The following is a 13,729-nucleotide window of genomic DNA, read 5'->3' as shown; positions in this document are numbered from 1 at the left end:
ACCCGACCACCGACAGCCACAACCGAGGCGGCTCAGCGGCGGTCCCACTCCTGCGGGCTCGCGTCCTGCGGGCCGGGTGCGGGTGCCGGCGGTGCCGGCGGTGCGGGTGGCGCGGGCGGCGTCGAGGAGGGGGGTGGCGGGACCGCCGGGGAGCGGCGCAGCGCCTTCTCGGCCCACCGTCGCTCCATCCGCCCGCCGCCGCGGACCTTCACCGAGCCGAGCGCGTTCTGCCCGTGCACGAGCAGCAGCGGGAACCCGGCGGCGGGCACGGCCGGCACGTCGGACGAGACGCTGCCCCAGCCCTTGCCGACCCGGCTGACGTCGGCGGCCCACCCGGGCGGCACGACGAGGGTCACCGAGCCGGCGCCGCCCTGGACCTGGACGTCGACGACGTCGTACGGGCAGCGGGCGAGGAGGAAGTCGACCTTGACCGATGCGAGGCCGGCGCTCACCCGCAGGTACGGCGGCACGTCCCACACCCCGCGCTGGTGGTGGCTGCTCACGCCCGCCGCGAAGACCAGCCGGTCCTGCGGGGAGGTCCCGACGGTCGACGGGCGGTAGGCCATCCGCCCGTCCGGACCGGGGACCGGGGGCAGGTCCGCGACCAGCCGGGCCAGGTCGGCGTACGTGCGGGCGGCCAGCGCGGCCTGGGTGCGCTCGGCGAGCTCGCCCGGGTCCAGCCGGCCCTGGGCCGCCGCGTCGCGCAGCGTCACCACCGTCGCCTGCCGCTCGCGGTGACCGACGCGCAGCATCCCCCCGTCGCCGCCCGTCCCGTGCCCGCTCACGCCGCCAGCGTAGGCGGCTCGGGGTAGGTTCGGGTGACGTGAGCCTGCCGCGCGTCCCCTCCGCCCGGGTCGGCGTCCCCGCCGCCGCCGTCCTCGAGGTCCTCGACGGGTGGCAGGAGCGCGGGCTCGAGCTGCACTCGCTCATGGTGCTGCGTCGCGGCGCGGTCGCCGTCGAGGGCTGGTGGAGCCCGTACGACGCCGCCACCCCCCACCTGCTCTACTCGCTCTCGAAGACCTTCACGTCCTGCGCGGTCGGCCTCGCCGTCGCCGAGGGGCTGTGCCGGCTCGACGAGCGGGTCGTCGACCTGCTCCCCGCGCACGTGCCGCCCGAGGGCGTCGACCCGCGGGTGGCCGCGCTCACCCTGCACGACGTGCTGTCGATGTCGACCGGCCACCGCGAGGACACCCTCGACACCGCGTGGGGCACCGACCCCGACGACCTCGCCCGCGGCTTCCTGCGGATCCCGCCGGACGAGCCGGTCGGGACGCTCCACACCTACCACAACACGTGCACCTACCTCGCCGGGCTGGTCGTCCAGGAGCGCTGCGGCACAGGGCTGCTCGAGTACCTCACGCCCCGGCTGCTCGAGCCGCTCGGCATCGGTCCCGGCCACTGGCACGGGGACGGGCAGGGCCACGAGCTGGGGTTCACCGGTCTGCACCAGCGCACCGAGGACGTCGCCCGGCTCGGGCTGCTGCTGCTCCAGGACGGGGTGTGGGAGGGCCGCCGGGTGCTGCCCGAGGGCTGGGTCGCGCTCATGACGCGGGAGCACGTCGCGAACGACACCGACCCGACGCGCGGGCCGGACTGGCGCCAGGGCTACGGCTACCAGGTCTGGCGCTCGCGGCACGGCTACCGCGGCGACGGCGCCTACGGGCAGTTCTGCCTCGTCGTCCCGGAGGCCGACCTCGTCGTCGCGACGACCGCGGCGACGGAGGACATGCAGGGCGTCCTCGACGTCCTGTGGGAGCGGCTGCTGCCCGCGCTCGACCGGGTCGACGAGGACGCGGAGGCCGCCGCGCAGGAGCGGCTCGCCGACCGCCTCGCCGCGCTCGCCCTCCCCGTCGTCGGTCCGGTGCTCCCGCCCGGGGGGACGTCGTACGAGGCCTCGTACGTCGCCCCGGACGCCGGGCCGCTGGCGCCCTTCGCCGAGGGCACGCGGCTGACGGCGTCGGCGGACGGCGCCCGGCTGAGGCTGCTGCTGGAGCTGCCCGCCGAGCAGGGCGCCGGAGCCGCGGCCCTGAGCCTGCTCTGCCCGGGGGACACCTGGGGCGACGGGCCGGCCGGGCTGCTCGTCCGGGGCGGACGCACCGACGCGGAGACGGTGGAGGTCGACCTCGTCCTGGCCGAGACCCCGCACCGGATCCGGTTGGTGGGCAAGGGGACCGGTGAGCTGGCGGGAGCGTGGAACGTCACTCCGCTCGCCGGCGCGCGGCTGCTCGCGCACGTCGCCGCGCAGGTCGCCGCGCACGACCCTGCGCACGTCCACGACGCGGACGGGCTCCGGGGCCCGCGGTGAGCCCGGTGCTACGGTGGTTCGGTGCTGAGCACGCTCCTCCTCCTTCGCCGCCGCGACGAGGCCTGACCCGGCCCCCCTCGTCGCGGAGTGCGTGGTGCCCGGCCGGACCACCACCGAGAGCGACGAGAGCGACGAGCCCGCGATGATCCACCCCCAGCAGCCCAGCCCGATGCCGGTCGGCAAGTACGTCCCGTTCCAGGACCAGATCCGCGTCGACCTGCCGGACCGCACCTGGCCGACCAAGGTCGTCACCCGGGCCCCGCGCTGGTGCGCGGTCGACCTGCGCGACGGCAACCAGGCCCTCATCGACCCGATGAACGCCGAGCGCAAGCTGCGGATGTTCCAGCTCCTGGTCCGCCTGGGCTACAAGGAGATCGAGGTCGGCTTCCCGTCGGCGAGCCAGACCGACTTCGACTTCTGCCGCGAGCTCGTCGACGGTGGGCACATCCCCGACGACGTGACGATCCAGGTGCTGACCCAGTGCCGCGACCACCTCATCGAGCGGACCTTCGACGCGATCCGGGGCGCCAAGCAGGCGATCGTGCACTTCTACAACAGCACGTCGGTGCTCCAGCGGCGGGTCGTCTTCGGCCTCGACCAGGACGGCATCATCGACATCGCCGTCCAGGGCGCGCGGCTCGTGAAGAAGCTCGAGGAGACCATCCCCGACACCGACGTCTACTACGAGTACTCGCCGGAGTCCTACACCGGGACCGAGCTCGACTTCGCCGCGCGCATCTGCAACGCGGTCATCGAGGTCATCGACCCGACGCCGGACCACAGGATGATCGTCAACCTCCCCGCGACGGTGGAGATGGCGACGCCCAACGTCTACGCCGACTCGATCGAGTGGATGCACCGCCACCTCGACCGGCGCGACTCGATCGTGCTGTCCCTGCACCCGCACAACGACCGCGGCACCGGCGTCGCCGCCGCCGAGCTCGGCTACCTCGCCGGCGCCGACCGCATCGAGGGCTGCCTCTTCGGCAACGGCGAGCGGACGGGCAACGTCGACCTCGTCACCCTCGGGATGAACCTCTTCTCCCAGGGCATCGACCCGCAGGTCGACTTCTCCGACATGGCGACGATCCGCAGCACCGTGGAGTACTGCAACCAGCTGCCCGTGCACGAGCGCCACCCGTGGGGCGGCGACCTGGTCTACACCGCGTTCTCCGGCTCGCACCAGGACGCCATCAAGAAGGGCTTCGAGGACATGGAGCGGCAGTCGGCCGCGACGGGCAAGCAGATCGACCAGCTCGTGTGGGGCGTGCCCTACCTGCCGATCGACCCGCACGACATCGGGCGCTCCTACGAGGCCGTGGTCCGCGTCAACAGCCAGTCCGGCAAGGGCGGCGTGGCCTACGTGCTCAAGTCGGAGCACCAGCTGGACCTGCCGCGCCGGCTGCAGATCGAGTTCTCCGCCGTCGTCCAGCGCGGCACCGACGAGCACGGTGGCGAGGTCGCCCCGGCCGCGCTGTGGCGCACCTTCGAGGACGAGTACCTCCCCTCCGGGACGGCGCCCTGGGGCCGGTTCGCGCTCGGCGCGGTGCACTCCGACTCGGCCGCGGAGGGCGCGACGACGCTGTCGGTCGAGCTGACCGACGGCGGCGCCCCGGTGACCGTCGAGGGCTCGGGCAACGGCCCGATCGCGGCCTTCTGCGCCGCGATGGGGTCGGTCGGGGTCGACGTCCGGGTCCTCGACTACGCCGAGCACGCCCTGTCCGCCGGTGGCGACGCCCGCGCGGCGGCGTACGTCGAGTGCGCCGTCGGCGACCGCGTCCTGTGGGGCGTCGGGCTCGACTCCTCGATCGTCCTGGCCTCGCTCAAGGCGATCGTCTCGGCGGTCAACCGCGCCCTGCGTGACGAGCACGAGGGCCACGACGGGGGAGCGGAGTGAGCGTCGGACCCACGGGGCACCGTACGGCGTGCTCCCGCTACGTCGTCGGCGGCTACACCGACGGGCCCGGGCAGGGCGTCGGCGTCCTGCACCTCGAGGGCGGGCGGCCCGTGCGGGCCGCCGTCGTCGCCGAGGCGCAGAACCCGTCGTGGGTGCTCGTCGGCCCGTCCGCCGACGTCGTGTACGCCGCCCTCGAGCGCGAGGACGGGGCGGTCGCCGCCTGGCGGGTCGCCCCCGACGGCGACGGGCCGTGGCCCGCGCTCGGCGAGGAGCGGGCCAGCGGCGGGTCGTCGCCGTGCCACCTCGCCCTCACCGCCGACGGACGGCACCTGCTCGTGGCCAACTACGGCGACGGGTCGGTCGCGGTGCTCCCGGTCGCCGAGGACGGCAGCCTGGGGGAGCGCACCGACCTCGTGCGGCACGAGGGCCCGACCGGCCCCAACGCCGAGCGACAGGACGGGCCGCACGCGCACCAGTGCGTCGTCACCCCGACCGGCCACGTCCTCGTCTGCGACCTCGGTCTCGACGCCGTCGTCGGCTACGAGCTGTCGCCCGACGGTCGCCTCACCGAGGTCGCGCGGTCGCGGCTGTCGCCGGGGAGCGGGCCGCGGCACCTGGCCCTCAGCCCGGACGGGGCGACCGCGTGGGTGGCCTGCGAGCTGACCTCGACCGTCGTCACCTGCGACGTCGACGGGGCCCGGCTGACCCCGCGCTCGTCGGTGTCCACCCGGGCGCCGCACCTGCGGCTGGACAACCTCGCCGCCTCGATCCTCGTCACCGACGACGGGTCGCGCGTCCTGGTCTCCAACCGCGGCGACGACACCATCGCCGTCTTCGACGTCGAGACCGGGCTGCTGCGCCGCGACACGATCCTCGACTGCTCGGGGCACTGGCCGCGGGCGATCACGTGGGGCCCGGACGGCGAGCTGCTCGTCGCCGCCGAGCGCTCGGACATCGTCGTGCGGATCGACCCCGAGGACGGGCGGCCGAGCGTCGTGCGGTGGCCCTCGCCGACCTGCCTGGCCCCGCTGGCGTGAGATGACCCATCGCCTGTTCACGACGAGCGTCGCGGCGGTGTACCCCGCCTACGTCGCCAAGGCCGAGCGCAAGGGGCGCACCCGCGCCGAGGTCGACGAGGTCGTCCGGTGGCTCACCGGGTTCGACCAGGGGACGCTCGAGCGGCACCTGGACGAGGGGACGACGTTCGAGGGGTTCTTCGCCGCCGCGCACCTCAACCCGTCCGCCGACCTCGTCACCGGGTCGGTGTGCGGGGTCCGGGTGCAAGAGGTGGAGGACCCGCTCATGCGCCGGATCCGCATCCTCGACAAGCTCGTCGACGAGCTGGCGAAGGGCCGGCCGATGGCCACGGTCCTGCGCGAGCCGGCCCCGTCCCAAGAATCCTCCAAGACTCAGCCGTGACCGTGGGGGCGTGCTCGACGTCGCCTTCGGCCTGCCCCTGCACCCGCTGATCGTCCACGCCACCGTGGTCGTCGTCCCGCTGGCCACCCTCGCGGTGCTGCTGGCGGGGCTCTGGCCGCGCTTCCGCGACTGGGCCGGGTGGCTGCCGCTGGTGCTCGCCGCGGCCGCCGTCGTCCTCACCCCGCTGTCGACGCAGTCCGGTGAGTCGCTGCAGCGCCGGGTGCCCTCGACCGAGCTCGTGCGCGAGCACGTGGCCCTCGGCGACTCGCTCACCCCCTGGGTGCTGCTGCTCGGCGTCGCGGCCGTCGCGACGACGGTCGTGTGGCGGCGCGAGCGGGTGCTGGCCCACGGCGCCGCGACCGACCCGCTGGGCCGGCTCGGCGACCACGTCTCGGGCTGGACCGGCACGGGTGCGTTGCCGCGCTGGCTGGTCGTCGTCACCGCGGTCCTCGCCGTCGTCGCCGGCGTCGGCACGGCCCAGCAGGTGGTGCGGATCGGGCACTCCGGTGCGCAGGCCGCCTGGTCGCAGGCCGCCGCGACCACGCCCACCCGCCACGGCGGCGGGGACGGCGACGGCCGCTGACGCCTCCGGCGCCCGCCGGCCCCCGCGGCCTATCGTGGGCCCGGTGAGCCAGGCCGCGCAGCGCCCGGAGCCCGCGGGCGGGCGGCGGGCCGAGCTGGACGCCGTACGCCGTGTCGTGCGCCGCCTCGCGGTGCTGTCCGGGGCCGTCGTCCTGGCCGCCGTCGTCGCGGCGGCGGCCGCGGTCGCGCTGGTCTTCCAGCGGGCCGACGGGGCGGCGACCGCGGACCAGCTGCGGCAGACCGCGGCCCGCTCGGCCGACCCCTCCGAGGTGCCGATGGGCACGTACGTCGTCGTGCGCGACGCCGACGGCCGGCTGCGCTCGACCCCCGACCTGCCCGCGGGTCTGCCCGACACGGCCGCGCTCGCGTCGGTCGCCGCGGGCGGGCCGCCGCGCGAGGCGGACGTCGACCTCGACGAGGAGGGCTCGGGCCGCTCGCGCTCGTACGTCGTGCGCACCGAGCGCCAGGGCGACCTCGTCGTCCAGGCCGTCGTCGACCGCACGCAGGCGGAGGAGGTGGGCGAGCGGCTGCTCACCTCGCTGGCCGTCGCGGTGGCGATCGGCGCCGTGCTCGCGGCGCTGGGGGCCGCGCTCGTCGCCCGCCGGGCGGCCGCGCCGCTGGTCTCGACGATCGAGCTGCAGCGCCGGTTCGTCGCCGACGCCAGCCACGAGCTGCGCACCCCGCTCACCCTCATCAGCACCCGCGCCCAGCTGCTGGCGCGGCGGCTGCGCCGGCAGGAGGTCGACCTCGCGACGACCCGCGACGTCGACGGCCTGGTCCGCGACGTCGGGGTGCTGTCCGGGATCCTCGACGACCTGCTGCTGGCCGCCCGGCCCGCCGGTGAGCGGGCCGGCGAGCGCGTCGACCTCGCCCCCGTCGTCGAGGGGGTGGTCGACGCCGCCCGGCCGCACGCGGCGACGCTGGGGGTGCACCTCGTCCTGCGCGGGGCCGACCCGGGCGCCTGCGTCGTCGACGGGGTGCCGAGCGCCCTGCGCCGCGCCGTCCTGGCGCTCGTCGACGGCGCCGTCGACCACGCGACCTCCCGCGTCGACGTCGTCCTCGAGGGCAGCGGGCGGCACGCCGTCGTCCGGGTCGTCGACGACGGGCCGGGCCTGCCGCCCGAGCCCGCCGAGCGGCAGCGGCTCTTCGCCCGCTTCCACCAGGCCCGGCCGTCGCGGCCGGGCGGCCCGGGCGGCACCGGCACGGCGGACGGCGCGCGCCCGCACCACGGCATCGGTCTGGCGCTCGTCGCCGAGGTCGTCGACGCGCACGGCGGAGAGGTGCACGCGGGGGAGCGCCCCGACGGTGGGGCGGGCGCGTCCTTCGAGCTGCGGCTGCCGCTCGCGCGCTGACCTCGCGCCGGGCCCGCCCTCAGGAGCCGGAGGTCGTCCCGCCCCCGGTGCCCGCCCCCGCCGCAGGGGCGACCGGGGCCACCGGGGTGAAGCGGGGCGCCGCCGGTGCGGCCGTCCGCGGCGCCACGGGCGCGGTCGTCCGCGTGGTCGGGGCGGTCATGCGGGGCGACGCCGGTGGCGCCGACGACGTGGGGGCGGGCGTGGTGGGCGCGGGGGTGGTGGGCGCGGGGGTGGGGGCGGTCGTCGCGGGGGTCGGGGGCTCCGTACGGACGTGGTGGGCGCCGGCGAGGTGGACGCCGAGCGCACCGGTGCCGGCGGTCGCGGCGAGGAGCACGCCGCGCGTCACCTGCCGGGTCAGGCGCAGGGAACGGGGCAGCGGGGAGACGCTCATGGCTCCCAGCCTCGGGGAGGCCGCTCGGCGTCCGGTGGGAGCGACCTGACCCGTCCCCATGACCTGCTCAGGATCTCCAAGGAACGGGCCCGGCGACGCGCGGGCGCCGGCGGGGCTGCCTACCCTGGAGCCATGCTCCCCGCCCCCCGGCTGCTGCTCGTCGAGGACGACGCCGAGCTGGTCGCGATGCTCGAGGAGCTGCTCACGGGGGAGGGGTACGTCGTCGAGGTCGCCCGCGACGGGCACCGCGGTCTGCACCTCGGCCTCACGCGGGAGTACGACGTCGCCGTCCTCGACCGCGGGTTGCCCGCCGTCGAGGGCCTGGACCTGCTGGCCCGGCTGCGCCGACGCGGCCGGTTCGTCCCGGTGCTCGTGCTGTCGGCCCTCGGGACGGCGAGCGACCGCGTCGACGGCCTCGACGCCGGCGCCGAGGACTACCTCGTCAAGCCGTTCGACGTCGAGGAGCTGCTGGCCCGGCTGCGCTCGCTACGGCGCCGGCACGAGGAGCGGGCCGAGCGGCTCGAGGTCCCCGGTGGGAGCCTGTCGCTGTCGGCGCGCGAGGTGCGCCGCCCCGACGGCAGCCGGGTCGAGCTGTCCGAGCGAGAGCACCTGCTCGCCACCCAGCTGGCGCGGTTCCCCACGCGGGTGTTCACCCGCGACGAGCTGCTGGCCACCGTCTTCGAGGGGGCGGAGGACCCGGGGGTCGTCGACACCTACGTGCACTACCTGCGCCGCAAGGTCGACCGCCGGCTCGTGCGGACGGTGCGCGGCGTCGGCTACAGCCTCGGCGACCGCTGACCCGCGTGACCCCCGCGCGCCGTCAGCGGACCCCGAGGACGCGGAGCTGCACCGAGACCCGCGGCCCGACCGCCTGGGTGGTCTTGGGGATCGCGTGGTCCCACGTGCGCTGGCACGAGCCGCCCATGACGACGAGGTCGCCGTGCCCGAGCGGCAGCCGCAGCGCGGTCGCGCCGCCGTCACGGGGGCGCAGCAGCAGCGGCCGGGGCGAACCGAGCGAGAGGATCGCGACCATGGTGTCCTCCTCGCGGGAGCGGCCGACCCGGTCGCCGTGCCAGGCGACGCTGTCGCGGCCGTCGCGGTAGCAGCACAGCCCGGCGGTGGCGAACCGCTCGCCCAGCTCGGGCTCGTAGTGGTCCGAGAGCCGCTCCCGGGCCTCGACGAGCAGCGGGTGGGGCAGCGCCTCGTCGGCGGCGTAGAACTTCGTCAGCCGAGGCACGTCGACGACGCTGTCGTACATCCGGCGCCGCTCGGCGTGCCACGGCACGTCGCGCAGCAGCGCCTCGAGCAGCGGGTCCGCGCCCCGCAGCCAGCCGCGGCGCACGTCGACCCAGGCACCGTCGGTGAGGACGGTCCGCTCCAGCCCGTCGCCGACGGCGCCGAACGAGCTCTCCTCGGCGAGGTCGAGCAGCGAGCCCTGCAGCGCGAAGGACATGGGTCGACGGTAGCACGACGTCGTACAGGTGTTCGAGCGGTCGACGCGCCGCCCGGCCGGATGCGGCCGCCGGGCGCGTGGGAGTGGAGAATGAGCCGGTGCCGCTCTACCGAGACGAGGCGGTCGTCCTGCGGACCCACCAGCTCGCCGAGGCCGACCGGATCATCACCCTGCTGACCCGCGAGCGCGGGCAGGTCCGGGCGGTGGCCAAGGGCGTGCGCCGGACCCGGTCGCGCTTCGGTGCGCGGCTCGAGCCGTTCATGGTCGTCGACCTGCAGTGCCACGAGGGCAGGAACCTCGACACCGTCACCCAGGCGGTCACCCTCGCGTCGTACGGCGACGCGATCTGCCGCGACTACGCGGCCTACACCGCGGCGACGGTGATGGTCGAGACGGCCGAGCGCCTCACGCAGGAGCACGAGCCCGCGCCGCAGCAGCACCTGCTGCTCGCCGGCGCGCTGCGCTCGCTCGCCGGGGGCGAGCACGACCCGGTCCTCGTCCTCGACGCCTACCTGCTGCGCGCCCTCGCGGTGGCCGGGTGGGCGCCGAGCTTCCACGACTGCGCCCGGTGCGGGGCGCCGGGACCGCACCGCTGGTTCAACGTCGCGGCCGGCGGCACCGTCTGCCTCGTCTGCCGGCCCGGTGGGTCGAGCGCCCCCGCGGACGAGACGCTGCGGCTGCTCTCCTCGCTGCTGTCGGGCGACTGGGCGGTCGCCGACGCCAGCGAGCCGCGCACCCGGCGCGAGGGCAGCGGTCTCGTCACGGCGTTCCTCCAGTGGCACCTCGAGCGCGGGGTCCGCTCGCTGCGCCACCTCGACCGCGAGACCTCCCGACCGATCGCGCCGAGCCCCGCCGCGGTGCTCCCGCTCGAGGCGCGCGCGTGAGCGCGGGGCCGCGCCCCGGACCGTACGAGCGCCCCTTCCCGCACCCGAGCGGGGCGACGCCGCCGCCGGTGCCGGCCGACCTCGTCCCGCGGCACGTCGCCCTCATCATGGACGGCAACGGGCGGTGGGCCAACGCCCGCGGCCTGTCGCGCACCAAGGGCCACGAGGCCGGGGAGGCCTCGCTGCTCGACGTCGTCGCGGGGGCGGTGGAGCTCGGCATCGGGCACCTGTCGGCCTACGCCTTCTCGACCGAGAACTGGCGCAGGTCGCCCGACGAGGTGCGCTTCCTCATGGGCTTCAACCGCGACGTCATCCGCCGGCGCCGCGACCAGCTGCACGCCTGGGGCGTGCGGATGCACTGGGTCGGGCGGGCGCCCCGGCTGTGGCGCTCGGTGGTCAAGGAGCTCGAGGTCGCGCAGGAGCTGACGCGGCACAACACCGGCCTGCAGCTGTACTTCTGCGTCAACTACGGCGGCCGGGCCGAGATCGGCGACGCGGCGCGCCGCATCGCGCAGGACGTCGCCGCCGGGCGGCTCAAGGCGTCGTCGGTCGACGAGCGGACGGTCGCGCGCTACCTCGACGTGCCGACGATGCCCGACGTCGACCTCTTCGTGCGCTCCTCGGGGGAGCAGCGGACCTCGAACTTCCTGCCGTGGCAGTCGGTCTACGCCGAGATGGTGTTCCAGGACACCTTGTGGCCCGACTACGACCGCCGCCACCTGTGGCAGGCCGTGGAGACCTACGCCGCCCGCGACCGCCGGTACGGCGGCGCGGTCGACGCCCCGTCGACCCCACCGGACCGGCCCGGCGCCTAGGCTGCACGCATGCCGAGCGGACAGCAGCGACGTGGTCAGGGGCAGCGGGGACAGCAGGAGCGGGACACCTGGGACGTCGTCGTCCTCGGAGGCGGACCGGCCGGGGAGAACGCGGCTGACTACGCCGTCCGCGGCACCGACCGGACCGCGGTCATCGTCGAGAGCGAGCTCGTCGGCGGGGAGTGCTCCTACTGGGCCTGCATGCCGAGCAAGGCGCTGCTGCGCAGCGTCCAGGTCGCCGAGGTCGCCCGCGGTCTGCCCGGGCTCGCCGGCCGGCTGAGCAAGCGGGGTCTCGACGTCGGCGCCGTCCTCGGCCGGCGCGACACCTTCACCTCCCACCTCGACGACAGCGGGCAGGTCCGCTGGGCCAACGGCGCGGGCATCGACGTCCTGCGCGGCACCGCCCGCCTGGCCGGCCCGCGCACCGTCGAGGTCACCGACGCCGAGGGGTCGACGCGCACGGTCACCGCGCGCGAGGCGGTCGTCCTCGCGACCGGCACGCGGGCCACCGTCCCCGACGTCCCCGGCCTCGCCGAGGCGCTGCCGTGGACCTCGCGGGACGTCACCAACCTGCACCAGGTCCCGAAGCGCGTCGTCGTCCTCGGCGGCGGGGTCGTCGCCTGCGAGGCGGCGACCTGGCTGCTCGGCCTCGGCGTCGAGGAGCTCACCCTGGTCGAGCGCGGCGACCACCTCCTCGGGCGGGCCGAGCCGTTCGCCGGCGAGCTGGTCCGTGAGGCCCTCGAGGCCCGCGGCGCTCGTGTCCTGCTCGGTCGCGAGGTCACCCGGGTGACGCGGGAGTCCCCGCGCGACAAGGGGATCGGGCACATCGCCGGCGGGCCGGTCACGGTGCACCTCGGCCGGCGCGGGTCGGTCACCGCCGACGAGGTCGTCGTCGCCACCGGGCGCACGCCGAACACCGCGGACCTCGGCCTCGAGGCGGTCGGCCTCGCCGACGCGGTCGCCGGGAACCGCGGCTACGTCCCCGTCGACGACCGTCTGCAGGTCCAGGGCGTGACCGGGCAGTGGCTGTACGCCGTCGGCGACGTCAACGGCCGCGCCCTGCTCACCCACATGGGCAAGTACCAGGGCCGGATCGCCGGGGCGGTCATCGCGGCGCGGGCCCGGGGGGAGCGCGCGGTCGGCCGGGAGTACCGGGACGTGGCGAGCGCCCGCGCGGTCCCGTCGGTGACCTTCACCAGCCCCGAGGTCGCGAGCGTCGGCCTCACCGAGGCGGCCGCCCGCGACGCGGGGGTCGACGTCGAGACGGTCGAGTACGACCTCGCCGCGGTCGCGGGGGCGTCGCTGCTGCGCGACGACTACACCGGCCGGGCCAAGCTCGTCGTCGACCGGGCCACGGACCTCCTCGTCGGCGCGACCTTCGTCGGGGAGGGCAGCGCCGAGCTGCTGCACTCGGCGACCGTCGCGATCGTGGGGAAGGTGACGCTGGCCGACCTGTGGCACGCCGTGCCGTCGTACCCCACCGTGAGCGAGGTGTGGCTGCGGCTGCTGGAGACCCGCCGTACGGCGTCCTGACTCAGACCCAGCCGCGGCGGGCGACCTCGTACCCGAGCTGGAGCCGCGTCGAGACCCCGGTGGCGTCCATGAGCGCCCGGGCCCGGCGCTGCACGGTCCGCAGCGACAGGCCCAGCTGCTTGCCGATGCTCTGGTCGGTCAGCCCGGAGAGCAGCAGCGTGAGGATGCGCAGGTCGAGCGCGTCCAACGGGGTCGAGGCGAGCTGGGCCCCGCCGTCGCGCGCGCCGACGACCCGGTGCCCCCGCTGCCAGACGAGGTCGAAGAGCGCGACGAGGGCGTCGAGCAGCCCGCTCGGGCGCACGAGCAGGGCCCCGGCCCCGTCCGCCGTCCCACCGGAGCCCGACCCCGACGACAGCGGCACGAGGGCCAGGGCGCGGTCGGTGACGAGCAGGCGCAGCGGCAGGTGCGTGGCGACCCGCACCTGCTCCGGCCGGCCCGCCGGGTCGGTGAGCCGCTCCAGCAGCCCGGGCTGCTCGAGCACGGCGCGCGCGACGACGAGCCGGTGCTCCACCCCCCGCGGGACGGCGCGCTCGCGGTCCAGCGCGTCCTGGACCGCTGCGGGCGGGTCGCCGGGCAGCAGCGTGAGGACCTCCCGACGCGCCCCGTGCTGCAGCTGGACGGCACGCTGGGCCACGGCCTCGGCGCCGAGGACGACGTCGACGACGTCGCTCCCGTCGCGGCCGCCGACCGCCTGGCGGTAGCGCTGCACCAGCGCCGGCACGGCCTGCTGGGCGCGGCGCAGCGCCGCCTGCCGCTCGGCGATGAGCGAGCCGAGGCCGACGTCGGGGGGCGCCGCGGTCACCTGGTCGGGGTGCCGGCTCGAGCGCGCGACGAGGCCCCGCGCCTCGAGACCCGCGAGGGCGAGCACCACCTCGGCCACGTCGGCCCCCACGTCCGGCGCGAGCCGGTCGGCCGAGGCGGACGAGACGTCGAGCAACCGCTCGTAGAGCCGGTTCTCGAGGTCGTCGAGCCCGAGGACGCTGAGCACCACCGCACCTCGCACGGCGAGCAGGGACGGGACGGGGCCCGGGTGGGCGGGCGAGGTGGAACCGGGCGGACCGATCGTCGTCGACGGGGCCCGCGGAACTGTCGGACGCC

At 76.2% G+C, this 13,729-nt stretch carries 14 protein-coding genes; 10 read left to right on the top strand and 4 right to left on the bottom strand.

Features of this window, described 5'->3' with window-relative positions; genetic code table 11:
* Nucleotides 1-32: 32 nt before the first annotated feature.
* Entirely contained in the window at nt 33-785 is a 753-nt protein-coding gene (locus FB458_RS21690; protein ID WP_211356103.1) for a DUF1707 SHOCT-like domain-containing protein, read from the bottom strand.
* A 38-nt stretch (nt 786-823) separates the two neighbouring features.
* On the opposite strand from FB458_RS21690, the gene FB458_RS19755 reads away from it, so the two are divergent.
* The 6 genes from FB458_RS19755 to FB458_RS19730 all read left to right on the top strand — a co-directional run bounded on the left by FB458_RS19755 (nt 824) and on the right by FB458_RS19730 (nt 7,555).
* The gene (locus tag FB458_RS19755) at nt 824-2,305 is read left to right on the top strand and encodes a serine hydrolase domain-containing protein (RefSeq protein ID WP_141849999.1); all 1,482 of its coding nucleotides are present in this window, start codon (nt 824-826) and stop codon (nt 2,303-2,305) included.
* Between the two features lie 142 nt (nt 2,306-2,447).
* The gene (leuA, locus tag FB458_RS19750; RefSeq protein WP_141850729.1) at nt 2,448-4,202 is read left to right on the top strand and encodes a 2-isopropylmalate synthase; all 1,755 of its coding nucleotides are present in this window, start codon (nt 2,448-2,450) and stop codon (nt 4,200-4,202) included.
* Nucleotides 4,199-5,239, top strand: coding sequence for a lactonase family protein (locus FB458_RS19745; RefSeq protein ID WP_141849998.1), 1,041 nt, complete (start codon nt 4,199-4,201; stop codon nt 5,237-5,239). Before leuA ends, FB458_RS19745 begins: the two co-directional genes overlap by 4 nt.
* A gap of 1 nt (nt 5,240) precedes the next feature.
* A complete protein-coding gene (locus FB458_RS19740) occupies nt 5,241-5,621 on the top strand; it encodes a DUF2200 domain-containing protein (protein WP_141849997.1) in 381 nt (126 codons plus the stop codon).
* 10 nt (nt 5,622-5,631) lie between these two features.
* Nucleotides 5,632-6,204 (top strand): DUF2231 domain-containing protein, encoded by a 573-nt coding sequence (locus FB458_RS21505; RefSeq protein ID WP_170185764.1) that lies wholly within the window; start codon nt 5,632-5,634, stop codon nt 6,202-6,204.
* Nucleotides 6,205-6,247: 43 nt separating this feature from the next.
* Entirely contained in the window at nt 6,248-7,555 is a 1,308-nt protein-coding gene (locus FB458_RS19730) for a sensor histidine kinase (protein WP_141849996.1), read from the top strand.
* A gap of 19 nt (nt 7,556-7,574) precedes the next feature.
* On the opposite strand, the gene FB458_RS21500 is transcribed toward FB458_RS19730, so the two are convergent.
* Nucleotides 7,575-7,946 carry a hypothetical protein gene (locus tag FB458_RS21500; protein WP_170185763.1) on the bottom strand — a complete coding sequence of 124 codons (372 nt, stop codon included), beginning with the start codon at nt 7,944-7,946 and terminating at the stop codon, nt 7,575-7,577.
* 132 nt (nt 7,947-8,078) lie between these two features.
* Between FB458_RS21500 and FB458_RS19725 the strand changes: the two genes are divergently transcribed.
* Nucleotides 8,079-8,744 (top strand): response regulator transcription factor, encoded by a 666-nt coding sequence (locus FB458_RS19725; RefSeq protein WP_211356102.1) that lies wholly within the window; start codon nt 8,079-8,081, stop codon nt 8,742-8,744.
* 22 nt (nt 8,745-8,766) lie between these two features.
* Here FB458_RS19725 and FB458_RS19720 read toward each other — a convergent pair whose 3' ends face one another.
* Complete coding sequence (locus FB458_RS19720) at nt 8,767-9,399, bottom strand: alpha-ketoglutarate-dependent dioxygenase AlkB (protein ID WP_141849995.1); 633 nt, start codon at nt 9,397-9,399, stop codon at nt 8,767-8,769.
* 98 nt (nt 9,400-9,497) lie between these two features.
* On the opposite strand from FB458_RS19720, the gene recO reads away from it, so the two are divergent.
* The 3 genes from recO to FB458_RS19705 are packed head-to-tail and all read left to right on the top strand — an operon-like array spanning nt 9,498 to nt 12,631.
* Complete coding sequence (gene recO, locus FB458_RS19715; protein WP_141849994.1) at nt 9,498-10,283, top strand: DNA repair protein RecO; 786 nt, start codon at nt 9,498-9,500, stop codon at nt 10,281-10,283.
* Nucleotides 10,280-11,098: an isoprenyl transferase gene (locus tag FB458_RS19710; protein WP_141849993.1), complete on the top strand. Its 819-nt coding sequence runs from the start codon at nt 10,280-10,282 to the stop codon at nt 11,096-11,098. Before recO ends, FB458_RS19710 begins: the two co-directional genes overlap by 4 nt.
* A 9-nt stretch (nt 11,099-11,107) precedes the next feature.
* The gene (locus FB458_RS19705) at nt 11,108-12,631 is read left to right on the top strand and encodes a dihydrolipoyl dehydrogenase family protein (RefSeq protein WP_141849992.1); all 1,524 of its coding nucleotides are present in this window, start codon (nt 11,108-11,110) and stop codon (nt 12,629-12,631) included.
* A 1-nt stretch (nt 12,632) separates the two neighbouring features.
* On the opposite strand, the gene FB458_RS19700 is transcribed toward FB458_RS19705, so the two are convergent.
* Nucleotides 12,633-13,622, bottom strand: a complete 990-nt coding sequence (locus FB458_RS19700) for a helix-turn-helix domain-containing protein (RefSeq protein WP_141849991.1) — start codon at nt 13,620-13,622, stop codon at nt 12,633-12,635.
* Nucleotides 13,623-13,729: the final 107 nt, after the last annotated feature.

The sequence above is a fragment of the Lapillicoccus jejuensis genome (assembly GCF_006715055.1).
Lineage (GTDB): Bacteria > Actinomycetota > Actinomycetes > Actinomycetales > Dermatophilaceae > Lapillicoccus > Lapillicoccus jejuensis.
The sequence above is the reverse complement of the archived record's forward strand: the minus strand, read 5'-3'. Positions and strand labels throughout refer to the sequence as shown.